Below are 17,925 nucleotides of genomic sequence, written 5' to 3' on the forward strand. Positions count from 1 at the left end.
CCCGGGCCTTGACGCGCGTGGGCTCCCGATTTAACTTCTATGAAATCCCGTTCGACATCGTCGAACGACGTTCACCACCGGGACGGTCCCATGAACGACTCACCCCCCTCCACCCTCCAGAAGCTCCTCGCCGAACTGGTAGGCACGGCCTTCCTCGTGTACGTCGGGGCCGGCTCCGCCGCCGCCACCGGCGTCATCGCCGCCGGCACCAGGGTGCCGTTCTCGATGGCGCAGCTCGGCGTCATCAGCTTCGCGTTCATGCTGGTCATCGTGGGCACGGTGTACGCCATCGGGCACATCTCCGGCGCCCACATCAACCCGGCCGTCACGGTCGCGCTCGCCGCCACCGGCCGGTTCCCCTGGCGCGAGGTGCCGGGGTACGTCCTGGCGCAGGTCGCGGGGGCCGTCGCGGGCGCACTGGGCATCTTCGTGACGCTCGGCGCCGACGCGGCCCGGGCGGCCGGGGGCGGCGTGACGGCCTACGCCGCCCAGGTCGGCTTCGCCCGGGGCACGCTGATCGAGGGCATCGGCACGTTCATGCTGGTCTTCGTCATCTTCGGGGTGCTCGACCGGCGGGCCGTCCCGGGGTGGGCGCCCATGGCCATCGGCTCGATCGTCTTCGCGATCATCATCATCGTCGGACCGGCGACGGGCGCGGCCATCAACCCGGCCCGGTACGCCGGCCCCTTCCTGGTTGACGCCGCGTTCGGCGGCGGGGTCGCATGGGAACAGTTCCCCGCCTACCTGATCGGGGAGCTCGCGGGCGGCCTGCTCGGGGCCGCCGCGTACGCCGCGCTCGCCGCGACACGCACCAAGGCACAGGTGAAGAGCACAGCTGCAGTAGGGACGGCATCATGAAGAAACTGATCAACGGCGTCGACGCGGTCGTCACCGACGCGCTGCGCGGCATCGCCGCCGCCCACCCCTCCCTCCGGGTGGACGTCGAGAACAAGGTCGTGTTCCGCGCCCAGGCCCCCCGCCCCGGCAAGGTCGGCCTGGTCTCCGGCGGCGGCTCCGGGCACGAGCCCCTCCACGCCGGGTTCGTCGGGTACGGCATGCTCGACGCCGCCTGCCCGGGCGAGGTCTTCACCTCCCCCGTCCCCGACCAGCTCATCGAGGCCACCAAGGGCGCCGACGGCGGCGCCGGGGTGCTGCACATCGTGAAGAACTACACCGGTGACGTGCTCAACTTCGAGATGGCCGCCGAGCTCAGCGGCGACGAGGGCGTCGAGGTGGCCAGCGTGCTGGTCAACGACGACGTCGCCGTCCAGGACTCGCTCTACACCGCCGGCCGCCGGGGCACCGGCGCCACGCTGTTCGTCGAGAAGATCGCCGGAGCGCTGGCCGAGACCGGGGCGCCGCTCGCGGAGGTGGCCCGGGTCGCCAAGGAGGTGAACGACCGCAGCCGGTCGTTCGGCGTGGCGCTGACCCCGTCCACCGTTCCCGCGGCGGGCAAGCCCACCTTCGAGCTCGGGGACACCGAGATCGAGCTCGGCATCGGCATCCACGGCGAGCCCGGCCGCACCCGCGCCCCTCACCGGGAGGCCCGCGAGATCGCCCGGATCGCCATGGACGCGATCAACGACGACCTCCCCCTGTCCGGCGAGACGCTCGTCCTGGTCAACGGCATGGGCGGCACCCCGCTCCTGGAGCTCTACATCGTCTTCGCCGAGGTCGCCGCCTATCTCGCGGAGAAGGGGGCGACGCCCGTGCGCAGCCTGGTCGGCAACTACGTGACCAGCCTCGACATGCAAGGCTTCTCGGTGACGACCTGCTCGCTGACCGACGAGCTCACCCGGCTCTGGGACGCGCCCGTGGAGACGCCGGCGCTGCGCTGGGGCCGCTGACCGCCCTCGACCCTCTGGAGTCCCTGTTGAACACGCAGTTCTTCGCCGCCTGGATCCAGGAGATCGCCTCGGCCGTGCGGGCCCAGCGCGACCACCTGACCCAACTGGACGCCGCCATCGGCGACGCCGACCACGGCGCCAACCTCGACCGCGGGTTCGCCGCGGCCGGGGAGGCGCTGGCGGGAGCCTCCCCGCAGACCCCGGGCGCCCTGCTCGTCCTGGTCGGCTCCACGCTGATCCGCAAGGTGGGCGGCGCCTCCGGCCCCCTGTACGGCACCGCGTTCCGGGAGATGGGCAAGCTGCTCGGCGACACGGCCGAGGTGTCGCCGGCCCAGCTCGCCGACGCCCTGAACGCGGCCTTGTCAGGCGTCCAGCGGCTGGGGGCGGCGGCGGAGGGCGACAAGACCATGGTCGACGCGCTCGCCCCGGCCGTGCGGGCGCTGGCCCGGGCCGTACAGGAGGGCCTGAAGACCGAGGAGGCGCTCGACGCCGCGGCCGCCGCGGCGGAGGAGGGCGCCAAGGCGACGATCCCCCTGCAGGCGCGCAAGGGGCGGGCCAGCTACCTCGGGCCCCGCAGCGTGGGGCACGAGGACCCGGGGGCCGCCTCGACCGCGCTGATCCTCGGGGCGCTCAGGGCCGCCGGATCCCGATGAGGGCGTGCCCGTCAGGCGGCCGAGCCCCCGGGGGACGCCGGGGAGATCGAGCGCGGCGCCCCCAGGTCGCGCGAGAGCGCCCGGGCGGTCTCGCGGACGGCCAGCGTGATCGCGTCCCGGCGGGCGGGGTCGAGCAGCCGCTCCGCCGGGCCGACCACGCCGACCGCGCCTGCGGGCGTGCCGTCGCGGCCGAAGACCGGGGCGGCGACGCCCGCGTCGCCGAGCGCGGCCTCCTGGTCCTCGACCGCGTAGCCGCGCCGGCGCACCTCGGCGAGCGCCTCCTCCAGGGCGGGCCGGGTCGTCCTGGTCAGCCCGGTCAGCGGGGGGAGGTCGTCCGACAGCAGTTCCTCGCGGCGGGGGTCGTGGGCGGCGATGGCGTGGCCGAGCGCGCAGGCGTGCCACGGGATCGCGGCCCCGACCTCCAGGATCTGGACGACGTCGTCTGGCCGGAACACGTGGTGCAGGACGATCACGCGGGTCCCGGAGAGCGTGGCGACCCAGACGGCCTCGTTCACCCGCTGGGCGAGGGAGTCGGCCCACAGCAGGCTCCTGGCCCGCAGCTCCGAGCCGTCCAGGTAGGCGTTGCCGAGCTGGAGCACGGCGGGCCCGAGCGCGTACTTCCCGGTGTCGGAGTCCTGGACGACGAGCTCGCACGCGGCGAGCGTGCGGAGCAGGCCGTGCACGGTCGGCTTGGCCAGCCCGACCCGCTCGGCGATCTCGGTGACGCCCAGTCTGGGGGTGCCTGACCCGAGAGCCTTCAGGATGAGCGCGGCGCGCTCCACCGATTGGATCACTTTTCGATTATGCCGAACGAACTTCAGGAAGACCGAATGGTTGGCATCGTACTCATCTCCCACAGCAGCGGCCTGGCCGCCGAGGTGGCCGCGCTGGCCCGGCAGATCGGCGGGGCGCGGGTGCCGCTGGCGGCGGCGGGCGGCACCGACGACGGCGGCCTGGGGACCAGCCCCGACCAGGTGACTGCGGCGATCAAGGACGTGGACCGCGGCGACGGGGTGGTGCTCATCCCCGACCTCGGCAGTTCCGTGCTGACCGCGCGGTTGCTGGAGAGCCCCGGATCCGTCGTGATCGCCGACGTCCCGTTCGTCGAGGGCGCGATCAGCGCCGTTGTCGCGGCCGGCGGCGGGGCCTCGCTGGACGGCGTCCTCGCGGCGGCCGAGGAGGCGTGGCATGTCCGCAAGCTCTGAGCCGCTCCCGGACATGGCCGGGCGCTCGATCGTTCTCACCGAGGAGGCACGGCATGTCCGCACGCTCTGAGCCGCTCCCGCAGGCCGCTGGACGCTCGATCGTCCCGCCCGAGGAGGCACGGCATGTCCGCACCCCCTGAGCCGCTCCCGGAGACCGCCGAGCGCTCGATCGTTCTGACCGAGGACCTGCACGCGCGTCCCGCGAGCACGCTCGCCCAGGTCGCCGCCGCTTACGTCTCGTCCGTGACGATCTCGTACGGCTCCCGCGCGGCCGACGTGCGGAGCGTCCTGTCCGTCATGAGCCTGGGTGCGACCGGCGGCGGGTCCGTCACCCTGCGGGCCACCGGTCCCGACGCCCCCGAGGCGCTTGCCGCCCTGGGGGCCGTCCTCGGCGCCTGAGGCCCGGCCGGTCGCGGCGCCCGCCGGAAAGCGCCGTGGCGCGGCGGTCGTGGACCGCCGCGCCACGGGACTCCGGGTGGGTCAGCTCGCGCTGCAGGAGACCGACGGCCAGGTCCAGGTGCCGTTGGTCTGGATGGTGACGCCGAAGGTGTTGCCGTTGCCGTTCGGCTTGGCCACCATCACCTGGGAGCTGGGCCAGGTCGCGCTGGTGTTCCAGGTCGCGATGATCTTCTCGGGGGACGGGACGTTCATGGTCACGGTCCAGTTGCTGGAGCCGCTGACCGAGACGTTGAGGTTGTAGCGGTCGCTCCACTGCTGGCCTGCGGACAGCGTCGCGGTGCACCCGCCGCCGCCACCGCCGCCGCCGCCACCACCGCCGCCGCCGCCGCCACCGGAGGAGCCGCCCAGCGTGATGTTGGAGTTACCGCTGCTCTGGTAGCCCTCGGTGGCGAGGATCATGTAGTTGAAGTTGCCCATGTTCATGCCGTAGCGGGACCAGGCGTCGAAGTGGTTGCCGGTGGTGATGGTGCCGCCGGTGCGCTTGGACTGCCGGACGCTCCAGTACTGGTTGAACGTCGCGTTCCCCTGGATCGAGGGGGCGTTGTACCGCGTCGTCTCGTAGATGTCGTAGGTGCCGCCGTCGGTGGTGACCGTGCCCTTGTAGGTCCCGGTCGGCCGGTAGGTGCCCCAGTTGTCGACGATGTAGTACTCCACCAGCGGGTTGGTCGTCCATCCGTACAACGACAGGTAGGCGTTGCCGGACGGGTTGAAGCTGCCGGAGTAGTTGACGCTCATGCGCCCGCCGGTGCTCCAGCCCTTGCCGGCCACGAAGTTGCCGACGTTGCTCCAGGAGGTGCTGTAGTTGCCGCCGGATCCCAGCGTCATGGAGGACGAGCCGCCGCCGTCGGTCCAGAACGAATAGAAGTAGCCGTTGTTGGTGCCGGTCTGGTTGCTGGTGATCGCCGCGTGGGCGACGCCGGGCAGCAGCGCCACGGCCATGGCCAGCGCCACGGCGCAGGCGCGGGCGAACACCCCGGCACGGCCGCGCCCGCGGCCTCTCCGGCGGATGGGGATGTCGTACATCTGCGTGTTCCTCCTGGTGTGGGCCGGCCGGAGGCCGGGCGGCGCGCGACGGCCACGGCGGTGGCGGGCGGCCGGGTGGCGGCCGCCGCTCGCCGGTGTCGTGCGGCGCGCGGGGGGTGGGCCGGTCGTCGTGCGGTCGACGGCCGGGGGACCAGGTTGCGACGGGGCGATCCGGGTCGGCGGAGCGTCCGTCGCAGCGAAACTATCGGTTGACTGGCGAAAGTATCGGCTCGCTGTCAGGTGCTTGTCAACGGTTCTCGAAACATCCCGGTAACCTCACGGCGGACGGGACATCTGGACACGGCTCGCTTCCCGCCGCCACCTGCGCATCTGCCATCCACGTCGATCCCCGAAGCGGGCCGAAGCCGCGACCCTGCCTCCGAAAGTTTCGGAAAACTTCGCAGTCCCGGTCAGACGGGCTCGGACCTCCGGATGACGCCTCCCGTCGCGGTGTCGATCCGGGGACGGGTCGTTCGTATAGCTGGTGACGGGCCGGCGAAGGGCCGGCCGCGACGTGAGGAGGTCACCGTGGGCAGGGTCGTCGTGGTCGAGAACTTGACGCTCGACGGGGTCATGCAGGCGCCGGGCGGGGCTGACGAGGACACGCGGGGAGGCTTCGGGCACGGCGGCTGGGCCCGTCCGTACGCGGATCCGGTCATCGCGGAGAAGATGGGCATGGGCAGGGCCATGAGCGGGGACGGCGGGCTGCTGTTCGGACGCCGCACCTACGAGCAGTTCCACGGCTTCTGGCCGAAGCAGACCGACGGCAACCCGTTCACCGAGGTGCTCGACCGGCGACGCAAGTACGTCGCCTCGCGGAGCCTCCTGGAGCCCCTGCCCTGGAGGAACTCGGTCCTCGTGCGGGGTGACGCGGCCGATTCCGTGGCCGCGCTCAAGCGCGACGTCGAGGGCGACCTGGTCGTGCTCGGCAGCGGCGAACTGGTGCGGTCGCTGACCCGGGCCGGTCTGGTCGACGTCTACACGCTGGCGATCCATCCGCTCACGCTCGGCACCGGGACGAGGCTGTTCGCCGAGGGCGAGCACGCGTACGGCACGCTGGAGCTGGTCGAGGCCTCGCCGGCCCCCAACGGCGTCATCGTCGCGACCTACCGCCCGGCCAGCTGAGAGGATCAGGTGACATGCGGCAGTACCTGCTCAGTGTGTACCAGCCCGACGGCGAGCCCCCGCCACCGGAGGTCCTCGCCCCGATCATGGCCGACCTCGGCGTCCTCGCCGAGGAGATGAAGGCCGCAGGCGCCTGGGTCTTCTCGGTCGGCCTGCGCCCGGCGAGCAGCGCGACCGTCGTGCGCTACCGCGACGGCGAGGCGCTGCTCACGGACGGCCCGTTCACCGAGGGGAAGGAGCACCTCGGCGGCTTCACCGTCATCAACGCGCCCGACCTCGACGCCGCGCTCGAGTGGGGCGTCAGGATGTCCCGCGCCGCCACGCTGCCGGTCGAGGTGCGGCCCCTGGCATGAACAGCGGCACGAACGGCGGCGACATCGAGGGGATCTTCCGGAAGGAGTACGGCCGGGCGGTCGCCGTCCTGGTCCGGGTGTTCGGCGACATCGACCTCGCCGAGGAGGCGGTGCAGGACGCGTTCGCCTCGGCCGTGCGGCGCTGGCCGGTCGACGGGCCGCCCCCCAGCCCGGCCGGGTGGATCATCACGACGGCCCGCAACCGGGCGATCGACCGCCTGCGCCGCGAGTCGACGCGATCCGGCCGGCACGCCGAGGCGCTGCTGGTACACGCACCCGGCGACGCACCCGATCCCGGACAGGAGGGCCCCGTGGACGACGACCGGCTCCGGCTGATCTTCACCTGCTGCCATCCGGCGCTCGCGCCCGCCGCCCGCGTGGCGCTCACGCTCCGGCTGCTCGGAGGGCTGTCCACGGCCGAGATCGCGCGCGCGTTCCTCGTGCCGGAACCGACCATGGCCCAGCGGCTCGTCCGGGCCAAGGCCAAGATCCGTGACGCCGGCATCCCGTACCGGGTGCCGCGCGACGCCGATCTGCCCGACCGCCTCCACGCGGTCCTCGCCGTCGTCTACCTGATCTTCAACGAGGGCTACACCGCGAGCTCGGGCGACGACCTCGCCCGCGACGACCTGAGCGCCGAGGCCGTACGGCTCGGGCGGCTGCTCGCGGCGCTGATGCCCGACGAGCCGGAGGTGCTCGGCCTGCTCGCGCTCATGCTGCTGATCGAGGCGCGGCGGCCGGCGCGCACCGGTCCCGGCGGCGAGCTGGTGCGGCTCGGCGACCAGGACCGCGGGCTGTGGGACCGCGCGCTGATCGCGGAGGGCCGCGGGCTGCTCAGGGAGTGCCTGCGCCGGGACCGGCCCGGGCCCTACCAGCTGCAGGCCGCCGTCAACGCCGTGCACAGCGAGGCCGCCACCGCCGCCGGCACCGACTGGCCGCAGATCCTCGCCCTGTACGACCACCTGGCCGCCCTGACGCCCACGCCGGTCGTCGCGCTGCACCGTGCGGTCGCGGTGGCCGAGGTGCACGGCCCCGCCGCCGCCCTGCCGCTCGTGGACGCCCTCCACGGCCTCGACCGCCACCACGTGCTCCACGCCGTGCGCGCCGACCTGCTCCGCCGCCTCGGCCGTACGGAGGAGGCGGCGGCGGCCTACCGGCGGGCCGCCGGGCTCACCGGCAACGCCGCCGAGCGCCGCTACCTCCGCTCCCGGGCCGCCTGCTGAACGCGTCGGCGTCCGCGCGTCGGGAGTCCCGCGTCAGGGGTCACGCGTCAGGGGTCACGCGTCAGGGGTCACGTGCCGGGCCGGTCGGCGCGCTTCGCGGCCGCCGGGCTCGCCTGATCTCCGACCGCGGTCAGCAGGACGCGGCGTTGCCGGTCGCTGAGGTCGGCGACCTGCTCTCCGGCGCCGATGCCGGTGGCGGCGAGAAGGGTGCGCACGGACTGGGCGGTGGCGCCGGGCAGGGCGCTCAGGACGCTGCGGACGGGGGTCTGCCGGGTGACCGGGTCCGTGCGCTGGAGGACCTGGGTGAGGCTGAGCCGTCCGGACCTGACCGCCCGGCTCAGCTCACTCCGGCTGAGCGGCGCGGCCGCCTCCGGCGGCTGGCCAGGCCGCCGGCCCGGTGCCGTCGACCGCGCCGGTGAGCCGGGGTGCGGGGTCGGCGGGAGCACTGACGGGTGGACCTGCTGCCTGCGACGCGGGGGCGTGGTCGGTGCGGGCGTCACGGTCAGGGCCGCCTCCGCGCTGTCCAGCTCGGCGGACATCGCTCCACCGGCGGCCTCCTCGTGGCCGTCGTCGCCGTCGAGGGTGTGCGCGCCGGCCAGGAGGATGCCGGCACCCGCCGCCGCCCCGGCGGCGATGGCGATGTGCCGCGAGGACAGGCGTCCGCCCTCCTGCCTGCCGGCGGCGAGCTTCATCCCGACGATGGCGGTGCGGCAGAGCACGCCCATGACGACGGCGAGCAGGATCGGGACGATCCGGTCCGGCAGGGGGCTGAGGGACGCGGTCAGCACCCCGACCGCCGGGCTGAGGCAGGCCACGACCAGCCAGGGGACGAGCCGTCGCCTGGCGATGTCGAGCAGCGCGGCCAGGGCCAGGCCCTCGCTGGCCGAGTGCACGACCAGGGCGATGACGACCACGACGGAGGCCGTCAGGGCGAGGGCGGCGCCCTCGATGGCCCGGTGCAGGGTGAGCGCGGCGGCGGTGCCCATGCCGCCGAAGACCGCCGCGTCCACCCCCTGTTTCACGCGCCGGTGCAGGCCGGGGGCGTGCATCCCGGCTCTGGGCGGCTGGTCGTCCGGGCAGGCGCAGCCGCGGCGGGTGAAGTAGGTGATGACGAGGAAGCCGAATCCGGCCGACAGGCCCAGCGCCCAGGGCGGGACGCCGGCCTCGGCCGCCTCCGCCCACGCGTCGGGGGCGAGGTCGACGAGAGCGGTGACCAGGATCATCGCCGACGCGACGGCCAGCCACAGGCTCATCCGCTTCGAGTTGCGCCGGGCGAGGAACGCGCCGACGAGGGTGGAGACGCAGACGAGCAGGACCGCGCCCACCGCCTCCGGCCGGGGCGCCTGAACGGCGGACACGGGCCCCACGGCCCACACGACGGCCCATGACGACATGCGTGAGCACCTCCTTGATCTGCTGAACGGGGTGGAAGATCGTGGCCGGACCGCACGTCGGACGCCGGGTGCGGCCTGTTTACTCTTCGTAGTTATCCAGTTACCTTCGCACTTACACATGTGAGCGAGTGGGCAACTATGGATTGCCCGTCCATGGCGGCGGCGGGAGGGTGACAGACCGATGGCCTGGCCAGGAGATGTCTTGACGGCGGGAAGCGGCGGACACATACTCCGTCGAATGAGCGAGCGTTCACATGTCGTGCCCCTGGCTCCCGACGGCTGCGCGGTCCGGATGGTGGACGCCGAACGGGTGGCCGGTGTCCGCGAGGCGTTGCCGTCCGAGGAGACGGTCGGCGACCTGGCGCGGGTCTTCGGGCTGCTCGCCGACCCGGGACGGCTGCGCCTGATAGCGGCGATGCTGGAGGGGGGAGAGATGTGCGTGTGCGACCTGGCGGCCGCGACCGGGCACAGCATGTCGGCCGCGTCGCACGCCCTGCGGCTGCTGCGGGCCAACCGGGTGGTGAGGGTCCGCCGCAGCGGGCGGATGTCGTACTACCGGCTCGCCGACTCCCACGTGCGGATGCTGTTCGACCTGGCCCTCGTCCACGTCCGGCACGAGCGAGGCGAGCACGGCGACGGAGACGTCCGGTGAGCGCAGCGCGCCGCGGTCGACCGGACTCCGCCGCCGCGCCGGCGACCGGCATGGGCGTCCCCCGAGCCCGGACGACGAAAGCGAGATGAGGCGATGACCGAGCACCCGTCCGCCCTGCCGTCCACTCCTGCGGACGCCCCGGCCTGCGCCTGCGCGGACGCCTGCTGCGGCTCCGCCGCCGCGGCGCCCGCCTCCGGGGCGCCGCCGGCCGGTCGCGACGAGAGCTGGATGCGCGCGGCCCGCTGGGCCAGGGCCCTGTCATGGGTCAGCCTGGTCTGGATGACGGTCGAAGGGGCCGTCGGCATCGCCGCGGGCGTGGCCGCCGCCTCCATCGCGCTGATCGGCTGGGCGCTGTCATCCGCCGTGGAGGGGCTGGCGAGCGTCATCGTCATCTGGCGCTTCACCGGGTCCCGCACCCTGTCGGAGACCGCCGAAGGGCGCGCCCAGAAGGCCGTCGCGGTCTCGTTCTGGCTGCTGGCCCCCTACGTGGCCGTCGAGGCCGTGCACAAGCTCGTCTCCGGGCAGGCCGCCGAGTCCAGCGTGCCCGGCATCGTCCTCACCGCGCTCAGCCTCGTCCTCATGCCGCTGCTCGGCGTCGCCAAGCACCGGCTCGGCGCCCGGCTCGGCTCCGGCGCCACCGCCGGGGAGGGCACCCAGAATCTCCTGTGCGCCTATCTGGCCGGCGCGGTCCTCGCCGGTCTGGCCGCCAACGCGTGGCTCGGCTGGTGGTGGCTGGATCCCCTGATCGGCCTGGCCGTCGCCGCCGTCGCCGTCAAGGAGGGACGCGACGCGTGGCGCGGTGAGGAGTGCTGCTGACGGCGCCACGCGCCGTACCGCGAGTCGGACTCATACCTTTACGGGCCTTCACGGATTCTCCAACTCCGGCTAGTTTTCCCGATCAGTACGTATCGGGGACCCCTGTCATTGGACCCGGAGGAGAGCCCAATGCGCATCGCCCTCGGCGCGAGAGTGGGCGCCGCCACCGCGGCCGCCGCCCTCATGCTTCCGCTCGTACAGGCCTCGCCTGCGAGCGCCGACCCCGACCCCGCGCAGATCGCGCAATCGGTGGCCGTGTCCGGCGTCAAGAAGCACCTGCAGAAACTGCAGGAGATCGCCAACGCCAACGGCGGCACCCGCGCCGCCGGGACGCCCGGTTTCGACGCCTCCCGCGACTACGTGGCGAGCCAGCTCAAGAAGGCCGGCTACGCCGTGACCGTCCAGCCGTTCCAGTTCCCGTACTTCCGGGAGAACTCCACGGCGGTGCTCCAGCGGACCGCGCCCTCCCCCAAGACCTACGCCCCCACCCCGCCCGACGGCAGCAGCGTGGGCGACTTCGCCACGATGACCTACTCGGGGTCCGGCGACGTCACGGCCCCCGTGCAGAACGTCGACCTGATGCTGCCGCCCGGCCCCACGCCGAGCAGCTCGACCTCCGGCTGCGAGGCCGCCGACTTCGCCGGGTTCACCCCCGGCGGCATCGCGCTGCTCCAGCGCGGCACCTGCACCTTCCAGGTCAAGGCGGAGAACGCGCAGGCCGCGGGCGCGTCCGGGGCGATCATCATGAACGAGGGCCAGCCGGGGCGCACCGACACGCTCCAGGGCACGCTGGGCGAGCCGACCGTGCACATCCCCGTGGTCGGGGTCAGCTTCGCCGTCGGCCAGGAGCTCTCCGCCGCCGGGACCGCGGTGCGCGTGAAGACGGACACCACGAGCGAGATCCGCACGACCCAGAACGTCATCGCCGACTCCAAGTGGGGCGACCCGGCCAAGGTGGTCCAGCTCGGCGCGCACCTCGACAGCGTCCCGGCGGGACCGGGGATCAACGACAACGGCTCGGGCAGCGCCACGATCCTGGAGATCGCCTCGAAGCTCGGCAGGATCCCGACGCGCAACAAGCTGCGTTTCTCCTTCTGGAGCGCGGAGGAGCTGGGCCTGCTCGGGTCCGAGCACTACGTGGCGAGCCTGTCGCCGGCCGACCTGGCCAAGATCAGGCTGTACCTGAACTTCGACATGGCCGCCTCCCCCAACTACGCGCTGAAGATCTACGACGGTGACGACTCGGACGCGGTGGGCTCGCCCGCCGGTCCTCCCGGATCCGACGAGATCGAGAAGCTCTTCGAGAAGTACTTCGACACCATCCGCCAGGGCCACGTGGGCACCGACTTCGACGGCCGGTCCGACTACGGTCCGTTCATCGCCGCCGGCATCCCGGCGGGCGGGCTGTTCACCGGCGCCGAGGGCGTCAAGACCCCCGAGGAGCAGGCGTTGTTCGGCGGCACCGCCGGCCATGCCTACGACTCCTGCTACCACCAGGCCTGCGACACCATCGCCAACATCAACGACAAGGCCCTGCTGCTGAACGCCGGCGCCATCGCCACCGCGACCGTGGTGTACGCGTTCAGCCGCGACCTGCCCGGCCCGGACACGCGTACCACCGCGCGGACCGCGGCGGCTCGGTCCGCCCAGACCGGCCTCCGCGGGCCGGCCACCGAGTAACAGGACGGACCCGGCCGTGGCGTGGCCGTGACGGCGTCGAAGGACCCGGCCGGCGGCCCGGCGGCCGGGCCCAGGCGTCCGGCGATCCCCGAGATCCTGATCGCCGGACGCCTTTCCGTCGTCACGGTCGTGAGAGAGCGGCCCGGCCCGTTCCGCCAGTCACAGTGGCCGGCTGGCCCCGGGTACCGGACCTGCTCGACGGGGTCAGCCGGCTTCCAGTGGCGCCCAGTCGCTCCAGCCGCCGTTCTTCGCGGTCTGCCAGATGTGGTAGGGCTGACCGTCGCCGCGGGTGGCGACCACCTCGAGCCTGCCGTCCTTGTTGCGGCCCACGCCAAGCCCTGAGCGGGTGAAGCCGGTGAACGTGCCGAGCCTGTCCCAGCCGCTCCAGCCGCCGTTCTTCGCGGTCTGCCACATGTGCTGGATGACGCCGTCGACGCGAACCGTGAACGCCTCGATGCGTCCGTCCTCGTTGCCGGTGATCGCCACCGGGGCCGTCGTGTCGATCTCGCCGTTGCCGCGGTTGTCGAAGCCGGACCAGCCGCCGGTGCTCAGCTGCCACATGTGGCAGAAGTCTCCCCGGTACATGCTGTTGGTCGGCATGATCGCGACGAGCTCGAGTCGTCCGTCCTCGTTCTTGGCGGCGGCTATCGTCGCCAGAGTGGTCTCGTTGCAGTGCCCCATCGGCGCCCAGCCGCTCCAGGCGCCACCGGGAGTGAGCTGCCACTTGTGGTAGATCGCCGGAATGCCGCAATCGTACGGGCTCGCTATGCCGCACCCCACGGCGAACGCCTCCAGCCGCCCGCCGTCGTTCTGCGCGGAGGCCACCGGGCCGTTGATCAGGAACGTGGTGGTCGGCCTGCCGAGGTTGAGCGACGACCAGGAGGTTCCCGGCGTGGCCGAGGTCTGGAAGACCGACCACAGGTCGGCGCCGTCCGAGAGGAGCACCTCGACGCGGCCGTCCTTGTTGGTGGTCACCGAGAGACCGGTCATCAGGTTCCACTTGCCGAGCTGCGCCCAGCCGCTCCAGCCGCCGTTCGCTGCGAGCTGCCACATGTGGTAGAGCCTGCCGTCGGCCGTCCCGGCGAACACCTCCATCCGGCCGTCCTTGTTCGACCTGACGATCCGCCCCTGGGTAACGACACCGTCGGGAATTCGGGCGCGGGCCTGCCAGCCGTTCCAGCCGCCGCTGGGGAGCTGGAAGTTCGCGTAGAGAGTGTCATCGAGACCGAACGCGAAGACTTCCAGTCGTCCGGCCGGCTCAGCCCGCCTCGCGAATCAGGGGCGCGGGAGAACGAGCTCGGCGCCGAGCTGAGCGTACAGTTCGAGCTGGTCGTAGAAGACGCAGTGGGCGGCGATGCGACCGCCGTCCATGGTGCGCAGGGAGCACCCCCGCACGTTGACGCACCGGCCCGTGGCCTCGATGATCTCGCCGTTCGGCATCGAGAACGGGCCTCGGTGAGTGCCGGTGATGACCCACTGCGTGATCAGGACATTGCCGCAGACGACGACCCTGCTCCAAGGAGTCCAGCGGACGTCGGGGAAGGCGGTGAGGAACGCGCCCAGGAACGAGGCGATCTCGTCGCGGCCCTCACCCACGCCGACCGGTGAGACGTAGACGGCTCCTTCGGTGTAGCACCGCAGGGCGGCGTCCAGGTCGTGCATGTTCATCGCGTTGATCAGGTCGTCCGAAAGGTCGGTCAGATTCGACATGCGCGAGTCCCCCTCCTCGCGGTCTCCACCCATCCACCACGCTATCCGGACGTGGCGAACCGTCTCAGCCCGAGGTGCTCATCGGACGAACGGCCGCTCAGGCCCGAGCAGGCGACTCGGTGCCACGGGCCGCGGCGCTCAGCTTGGCCAGGGCGTCCTCGGAGGGACTCCCGGGCTCCGCCTTGGCGATGAAAAGACGCTGGCCGGGAGCGCTGTCGATGGAGAACGACTCATGCCAGAGCTTCAGGTCGCCGACAACCGGATGGCGTACGCCGAAGAGGTCGCGACGCCTGGTGCGGACATCGTGGCGGGCCCACATCCGGCGAAAGTCCTCGCTCTTGTCCGAAAGCTCCCTCACCAGGTCGAGCAGGGACGGATCCTCGTGGTCCGCGCCCACGGACGCGCGCAGGTGGGCGACCATGGCACGGGCGTTGTACTCCCAGTCGAGCGAGATCTCCTTGGCCCCCGGGCTGAGGAAGAGCATCCGCAGGAAGTTGTCGGTGTGCTCGAACCCTTCGAGGAAGGCGGCGGACATCCGGTTCCGGGCCAGCACGTCCGTCCTGCGATTGATCACGCACGCCGGCATCCGGTCCCACTCGTCGAGGAGCTGCAGCACCTGGGGATGGACCTGGCCTTCTTCGCGCCGCACTCCGCTTCTGCGCGCCCGCGGCCGGGCCAGCCGGTGAAGATGGTCACTGGCCTCGTCGTCGAGGTGGAACACGCGCGCCAGGGCGTCGAGCACCTGATCCGACGGACGGCGTTCCCTGCCCTGCTCCAGCCTCGTGTAGTAGTCGACGCTGACACCGGCGAGCACCGCGACGTCCTCGCGGCGAAGCCCCGGCGTCCGGCGGAGGTTGCCGCCGCGCGGCAGGCCCACCGTGTCCGGCAGCATGGCGTGCCGCCGGGCACGAAGGAAGTCACCAAGAGCGCTCTGCATGCCGACAAGCGTAAGAAATCGCAGGTCAAGCGGCAAAATGATGATTTACCTCAGCGCTGGGTCCGACGGTGCCCAGAGGCTGAGGGCGGCCGGTTCGGCGTCGGCCGGCGGCACGTGGCGTGACCTTCCGGGGTCTCCCCGTGAACGCTACGCGGGCGCCGGATCGTCCTTCGCCAGGTGCAGGCCGAGCTGTGTGTACAGCTCCAGTTGATCGAAGTACTCCCGGTGCGTGACGACCTTTCCGTTCTCTATGAACGAGGCGCAGGTCCCGCGCAGCGTGATGCGGCGGCCTGTCGGCTCCAGTTCCCGTCCGTCGGGCAGCAGGAACGGCCCGGTCTGCGTACCGGTCCCCGTCCATTCGACCACCAGGGGATTGTCGGTGCCGGTGGCCTCGTACCACACCGTCAGATGGAGGTCCGGAAAGCCTTTGAAGAACTGCTCGAAGATCCACGCGATCTGTTCGCGTCCCTCTGCGAGCCCTACGGGCGAGACGAAGACGGCGTTCTCGGTGAACAGATCGAGCATTCGGGGCACGTCGTGGTCGTTGATCGCGTCGGCCAGCCTGCGCTTGATCTCCCACTTGTCGACCATGGCCGTGGCTCCTCCGTGGTCGGAAGTCAACCCATGATCACACTACCGAGAGGGAGGTCGATCACGAGCCATGAGGCCGTAGCGGAGTCACCAGGGAATGCCGGGCAATCTCCCAGTCGGGGCAAGTCGGTGCGTACCGCGCCGCACCGCCGTTTCGAGCGGACAGCCCGTCCTGCGCTCGATCACGCAGGTGGACGGTACAGGGTGCGCAGGACGTCGAACTCGTTGCCCTCGGGGTCGGCCATGACCACCCAGCTCCGGCCGGCGCCCTGGCCCACGTCCACCTTCACGGCGCCGAGGCCGAGCAGCCGGGCCACCTCGTCGTCGGTGCTGCCGTCGATCGGGCTGACGTCGAGGTGGAGCCGGTTCTTCACGGTCTTGCCCTCGGGCACCCGGATGAACACCAGAGTGGGCGGCATCTGGCGGGCCCGCACCTCCTCGACGGTCGGCTCCCAGGAGCCGATCTCGACCTTGCCCTCGCTCTGGTCGATCACCGTGAAGCCCAGGACCGCGCACCAGAAGGCCGCGAGCCGCTCCGGATCGTGGCAGTCGACGACCAACTCGGTGAACCTACTCGTCATTACTCTCCCCAGACAGTGCGGACGGGGGTCAGCCTATGGGGCCGCACCGCCCGTCCGGCGCGTCCGGGTACGCCACGGCCAAGCCTCTGGAATCGATCATCTGAGGCACGTCATCCGCCTACAGCGTCCTCGGCCTCCCAGCGCAGCAGGTCGCCCGGCTGGCACTGGAGCACCTCGCACAGCGCGGCGAGCGTCGCGAAGCGCACCGCCTTGGCCCGGCCGTTCTTGAGCACCGCCAGGTTGGCGGGCGTGATCCCCACCCGGTCCGCGAGCTCGCCCACGGACATCTTCCGCCTGGCCAGCATCACGTCGATGTCCACGGTGATCGGCATCAGATCACCTCGTCCAGCTCGGCCTGCATCTGCGCCGCTTCGACGTCGCGTGCGACGGCCTGGGCGAGCAGCATCCGCAGCACGAGCACGATGAGCGCGACCCCGAGGATGCCCACGCCGACCCCGCCCATGATCAGGGTGACGCCCGGGTCGTCCCGCTGGCCCGGCGCGTTGACGATCGTGACCGCGAACCACACGAGAGCAGCCGCCACGATCGCACCGATCACGCCGTCCACGTACCGGAAGGCGGCGTGCGAGAACACGGTTCCGCGCCGCACCATCGTCACCAGCCGCATTACGCAGACCAGGGCGACCTGGACCGACAGCATGCCCACAATCGTGATCACGCGCAGCGGGATCAGCGGGAGCGACCCGTCCTCCGGATCGGTGGCCAACGCCCACACCATCGATACCTGTATCAACACGGTGCCGGCGAGCACCACCATGAGCACGGCGCGCAGCGCATGCACTGTCAGCTTTCCCACGGCCCATCCTTCCATCGAGTCACGATGGGAATCTATCGAATGTCGATAGGCGAAGCAAGTGACGAAGCCGGCCACGCTTGAGCCTGAAGACCTGAACAGAGTTGCCGTCATGGGAGCTGGAGTGACGCCGGGCCGCGAGGTTGTCCTCGAGACGAGTCGCCTGCTGCTCAGACCCTGGCGGGTAGCCGAGGCTGTCGTCCAGCGCGAGCTGTGGACCGAGCGTGATCCACGAGTGCCGCCGCACCGCCGAATCGACGCGGACGGACACCCCACGGTCGCAGAGCTCGAGGATTCGATCCGCGCCGACCAGCCATCGTCGATCGGATTGCTGGCGGTCGAGCGGAAGGCCGCTCGTGACGTCGTCGGCTACTGCGACTGTACGAGAGCTCCTTTACTATAATGCCCCGACCGCGAAGGAAGGCCCGCAGGTGCGGGTAGTCGTACCCCTTGTCGCTGTGCAGCTTCGCGGGCCTGCGACGGCGCGGTCCACGGCGGAAGCGGATCGGCGGGATGCCCCCGAACCGGCGGCTCCAGGGCCCGGGCTGTCGTGAGTGTTGGCCGTGCTGATTCCAACAGAGATCCGCACACCGCTCCGCTCGGCGATGAGGTGGCCGCCGCCGCCTACCACCCTGCGGTCGTGTCGGCACTGGCGCACCACCCTCTGGAACAGCTCCCATAACTCAGCAGGAACCAGCCGGTCCACAAACGTCGTCACGACCGGTCAAACGATCAACCGCCATTAGCAAGACACGGTCTAAGGGCTGGGTGGCCATTGCTACGGCGGGCCGTGTGATGTGGACGTCCATGTCCTACGCGATGTTGTGATCAGATCGTTTCCCTGCCTGGATTGAACCGTTCC

At 71.6% G+C, this 17,925-nt stretch carries 21 protein-coding genes and 1 pseudogene; 11 read left to right on the top strand and 11 right to left on the bottom strand.

Annotated elements, in window-relative coordinates; all coding sequences use genetic code 11:
- The first annotated feature begins 90 nt into the window (after positions 1-90).
- Genes MPTA5024_RS07905 through dhaL form a run of 3 tightly spaced genes read left to right on the top strand, consistent with a single transcriptional unit; the run spans position 91 to position 2,500 of the window.
- Positions 91-858 carry an MIP/aquaporin family protein gene (locus tag MPTA5024_RS07905; protein ID WP_036321149.1) on the top strand — a complete coding sequence of 256 codons (768 nt, stop codon included), beginning with the start codon at positions 91-93 and terminating at the stop codon, positions 856-858.
- Positions 855-1,847 carry a dihydroxyacetone kinase subunit DhaK gene (dhaK, locus tag MPTA5024_RS07910; protein ID WP_036321152.1) on the top strand — a complete coding sequence of 331 codons (993 nt, stop codon included), beginning with the start codon at positions 855-857 and terminating at the stop codon, positions 1,845-1,847. Before MPTA5024_RS07905 ends, dhaK begins: the two co-directional genes overlap by 4 nt.
- Positions 1,848-1,873: 26 nt before the next feature.
- The gene (gene dhaL / locus MPTA5024_RS07915) at positions 1,874-2,500 is read left to right on the top strand and encodes a dihydroxyacetone kinase subunit DhaL (protein WP_036321154.1); all 627 of its coding nucleotides are present in this window, start codon (positions 1,874-1,876) and stop codon (positions 2,498-2,500) included.
- Positions 2,501-2,511: 11 nt separating this feature from the next.
- On the opposite strand, the gene MPTA5024_RS07920 is transcribed toward dhaL, so the two are convergent.
- Positions 2,512-3,294: an IclR family transcriptional regulator gene (locus tag MPTA5024_RS07920; RefSeq protein ID WP_051457835.1), complete on the bottom strand. Its 783-nt coding sequence runs from the start codon at positions 3,292-3,294 to the stop codon at positions 2,512-2,514.
- Between the two features lie 36 nt (positions 3,295-3,330).
- On the opposite strand from MPTA5024_RS07920, the gene dhaM reads away from it, so the two are divergent.
- Together dhaM and MPTA5024_RS07930 are read left to right on the top strand one after the other, a co-directional pair.
- Entirely contained in the window at positions 3,331-3,705 is a 375-nt protein-coding gene (gene dhaM, locus MPTA5024_RS07925) for a dihydroxyacetone kinase phosphoryl donor subunit DhaM (RefSeq protein WP_036321155.1), read from the top strand.
- A 123-nt stretch (positions 3,706-3,828) separates the two neighbouring features.
- Positions 3,829-4,104 carry an HPr family phosphocarrier protein gene (locus tag MPTA5024_RS07930; protein ID WP_051457836.1) on the top strand — a complete coding sequence of 92 codons (276 nt, stop codon included), beginning with the start codon at positions 3,829-3,831 and terminating at the stop codon, positions 4,102-4,104.
- A gap of 81 nt (positions 4,105-4,185) precedes the next feature.
- On the opposite strand, the gene MPTA5024_RS07935 is transcribed toward MPTA5024_RS07930, so the two are convergent.
- Positions 4,186-5,187, bottom strand: a complete 1,002-nt coding sequence (locus tag MPTA5024_RS07935; protein WP_036321157.1) for a glycoside hydrolase family 11 protein — start codon at positions 5,185-5,187, stop codon at positions 4,186-4,188.
- A gap of 528 nt (positions 5,188-5,715) precedes the next feature.
- Between MPTA5024_RS07935 and MPTA5024_RS07940 the strand changes: the two genes are divergently transcribed.
- The 3 genes from MPTA5024_RS07940 to MPTA5024_RS07950 are packed head-to-tail and all read left to right on the top strand — an operon-like array spanning position 5,716 to position 7,888.
- Positions 5,716-6,312, top strand: a complete 597-nt coding sequence (locus MPTA5024_RS07940; RefSeq protein ID WP_036321159.1) for a dihydrofolate reductase family protein — start codon at positions 5,716-5,718, stop codon at positions 6,310-6,312.
- A 14-nt stretch (positions 6,313-6,326) separates the two neighbouring features.
- Positions 6,327-6,665, top strand: a complete 339-nt coding sequence (locus MPTA5024_RS07945; RefSeq protein ID WP_036321160.1) for a YciI family protein — start codon at positions 6,327-6,329, stop codon at positions 6,663-6,665.
- On the top strand, positions 6,662-7,888 hold the full coding sequence (locus tag MPTA5024_RS07950) for an RNA polymerase sigma factor (RefSeq protein WP_036321161.1): 1,227 nt from the start codon (positions 6,662-6,664) through the stop codon (positions 7,886-7,888). Before MPTA5024_RS07945 ends, MPTA5024_RS07950 begins: the two co-directional genes overlap by 4 nt.
- A 68-nt stretch (positions 7,889-7,956) precedes the next feature.
- Here the strand turns inward: MPTA5024_RS07950 and MPTA5024_RS39410 are convergent, their stop codons facing one another.
- On the bottom strand, positions 7,957-9,282 hold the full coding sequence (locus MPTA5024_RS39410; RefSeq protein ID WP_051457837.1) for a hypothetical protein: 1,326 nt from the start codon (positions 9,280-9,282) through the stop codon (positions 7,957-7,959).
- Between the two features lie 238 nt (positions 9,283-9,520).
- Between MPTA5024_RS39410 and MPTA5024_RS07960 the strand changes: the two genes are divergently transcribed.
- The 3 genes from MPTA5024_RS07960 to MPTA5024_RS07970 all read left to right on the top strand — a co-directional run bounded on the left by MPTA5024_RS07960 (position 9,521) and on the right by MPTA5024_RS07970 (position 12,430).
- On the top strand, positions 9,521-9,934 hold the full coding sequence (locus MPTA5024_RS07960) for an ArsR/SmtB family transcription factor (protein WP_051457838.1): 414 nt from the start codon (positions 9,521-9,523) through the stop codon (positions 9,932-9,934).
- A gap of 93 nt (positions 9,935-10,027) precedes the next feature.
- Positions 10,028-10,750 carry a membrane protein gene (locus MPTA5024_RS07965; protein WP_036321163.1) on the top strand — a complete coding sequence of 241 codons (723 nt, stop codon included), beginning with the start codon at positions 10,028-10,030 and terminating at the stop codon, positions 10,748-10,750.
- A 129-nt stretch (positions 10,751-10,879) separates the two neighbouring features.
- Complete coding sequence (locus tag MPTA5024_RS07970; protein WP_036321165.1) at positions 10,880-12,430, top strand: M28 family metallopeptidase; 1,551 nt, start codon at positions 10,880-10,882, stop codon at positions 12,428-12,430.
- Between the two features lie 204 nt (positions 12,431-12,634).
- Here the strand turns inward: MPTA5024_RS07970 and MPTA5024_RS07975 are convergent, their stop codons facing one another.
- The 8 genes and pseudogenes from MPTA5024_RS07975 to MPTA5024_RS43285 form a co-directional block, all read right to left on the bottom strand.
- Positions 12,635-13,525, bottom strand: a complete 891-nt coding sequence (locus MPTA5024_RS07975; RefSeq protein ID WP_051457839.1) for a hypothetical protein — start codon at positions 13,523-13,525, stop codon at positions 12,635-12,637.
- A 180-nt stretch (positions 13,526-13,705) separates the two neighbouring features.
- Complete coding sequence (locus tag MPTA5024_RS07980) at positions 13,706-14,140, bottom strand: ester cyclase (RefSeq protein WP_036321167.1); 435 nt, start codon at positions 14,138-14,140, stop codon at positions 13,706-13,708.
- Between the two features lie 97 nt (positions 14,141-14,237).
- Positions 14,238-15,077: a helix-turn-helix transcriptional regulator gene (locus tag MPTA5024_RS07985; RefSeq protein ID WP_036321169.1), complete on the bottom strand. Its 840-nt coding sequence runs from the start codon at positions 15,075-15,077 to the stop codon at positions 14,238-14,240.
- A gap of 147 nt (positions 15,078-15,224) precedes the next feature.
- Entirely contained in the window at positions 15,225-15,668 is a 444-nt protein-coding gene (locus MPTA5024_RS07990; RefSeq protein ID WP_036321170.1) for an ester cyclase, read from the bottom strand.
- A 182-nt stretch (positions 15,669-15,850) separates the two neighbouring features.
- Positions 15,851-16,249 (bottom strand): VOC family protein, encoded by a 399-nt coding sequence (locus tag MPTA5024_RS07995; RefSeq protein WP_036321172.1) that lies wholly within the window; start codon positions 16,247-16,249, stop codon positions 15,851-15,853.
- A 110-nt stretch (positions 16,250-16,359) separates the two neighbouring features.
- Entirely contained in the window at positions 16,360-16,581 is a 222-nt protein-coding gene (locus MPTA5024_RS08000; RefSeq protein ID WP_036321174.1) for a helix-turn-helix domain-containing protein, read from the bottom strand.
- Positions 16,581-17,066, bottom strand: a complete 486-nt coding sequence (locus tag MPTA5024_RS08005) for a DUF2975 domain-containing protein (RefSeq protein ID WP_036321175.1) — start codon at positions 17,064-17,066, stop codon at positions 16,581-16,583. The genes MPTA5024_RS08000 and MPTA5024_RS08005 overlap by 1 nt, the downstream gene beginning before the upstream one ends.
- Positions 17,067-17,461: 395 nt before the next feature.
- Positions 17,462-17,703 (bottom strand): annotated as a pseudogene (locus tag MPTA5024_RS43285) (IS5/IS1182 family transposase); the annotation flags it as partial.
- Between the last annotated feature and the right edge of the window lie 222 nt (positions 17,704-17,925).

It is taken from the genome of Microbispora sp. ATCC PTA-5024 (assembly GCF_000511135.2).
Lineage (GTDB): Bacteria > Actinomycetota > Actinomycetes > Streptosporangiales > Streptosporangiaceae > Microbispora > Microbispora corallina.

Bases quoted from the DNA above. Each gene is read 5' to 3' on its own strand.
- MPTA5024_RS07985 (WP_036321169.1), bottom strand. From the start codon at position 15,077: ATGCAGAGCGCTCTTGGTGACTTCCTTCGTGCCCGGCGGCACGCCATG.
- MPTA5024_RS07945 (WP_036321160.1), top strand. From the start codon at position 6,327: ATGCGGCAGTACCTGCTCAGTGTGTACCAGCCCGACGGCGAGCCCCCG.
- dhaK (WP_036321152.1), top strand. From the start codon at position 855: ATGAAGAAACTGATCAACGGCGTCGACGCGGTCGTCACCGACGCGCTG.
- MPTA5024_RS07950 (WP_036321161.1), top strand. From the start codon at position 6,662: ATGAACAGCGGCACGAACGGCGGCGACATCGAGGGGATCTTCCGGAAG.
- MPTA5024_RS07935 (WP_036321157.1), bottom strand. From the start codon at position 5,187: ATGTACGACATCCCCATCCGCCGGAGAGGCCGCGGGCGCGGCCGTGCC.
- MPTA5024_RS07995 (WP_036321172.1), bottom strand. From the start codon at position 16,249: ATGACGAGTAGGTTCACCGAGTTGGTCGTCGACTGCCACGATCCGGAG.
- MPTA5024_RS07970 (WP_036321165.1), top strand. From the start codon at position 10,880: ATGCGCATCGCCCTCGGCGCGAGAGTGGGCGCCGCCACCGCGGCCGCC.
- dhaM (WP_036321155.1), top strand. From the start codon at position 3,331: ATGGTTGGCATCGTACTCATCTCCCACAGCAGCGGCCTGGCCGCCGAG.
- MPTA5024_RS39410 (WP_051457837.1), bottom strand. From the start codon at position 9,282: ATGTCGTCATGGGCCGTCGTGTGGGCCGTGGGGCCCGTGTCCGCCGTT.
- MPTA5024_RS07965 (WP_036321163.1), top strand. From the start codon at position 10,028: ATGACCGAGCACCCGTCCGCCCTGCCGTCCACTCCTGCGGACGCCCCG.
- MPTA5024_RS07960 (WP_051457838.1), top strand. From the start codon at position 9,521: ATGAGCGAGCGTTCACATGTCGTGCCCCTGGCTCCCGACGGCTGCGCG.
- MPTA5024_RS07990 (WP_036321170.1), bottom strand. From the start codon at position 15,668: ATGGTCGACAAGTGGGAGATCAAGCGCAGGCTGGCCGACGCGATCAAC.
- MPTA5024_RS07975 (WP_051457839.1), bottom strand. From the start codon at position 13,525: ATGGAGGTGTTCGCCGGGACGGCCGACGGCAGGCTCTACCACATGTGG.
- MPTA5024_RS07905 (WP_036321149.1), top strand. From the start codon at position 91: ATGAACGACTCACCCCCCTCCACCCTCCAGAAGCTCCTCGCCGAACTG.
- MPTA5024_RS07980 (WP_036321167.1), bottom strand. From the start codon at position 14,140: ATGTCGAATCTGACCGACCTTTCGGACGACCTGATCAACGCGATGAAC.
- MPTA5024_RS08000 (WP_036321174.1), bottom strand. From the start codon at position 16,581: ATGCCGATCACCGTGGACATCGACGTGATGCTGGCCAGGCGGAAGATG.
- MPTA5024_RS07930 (WP_051457836.1), top strand. From the start codon at position 3,829: ATGTCCGCACCCCCTGAGCCGCTCCCGGAGACCGCCGAGCGCTCGATC.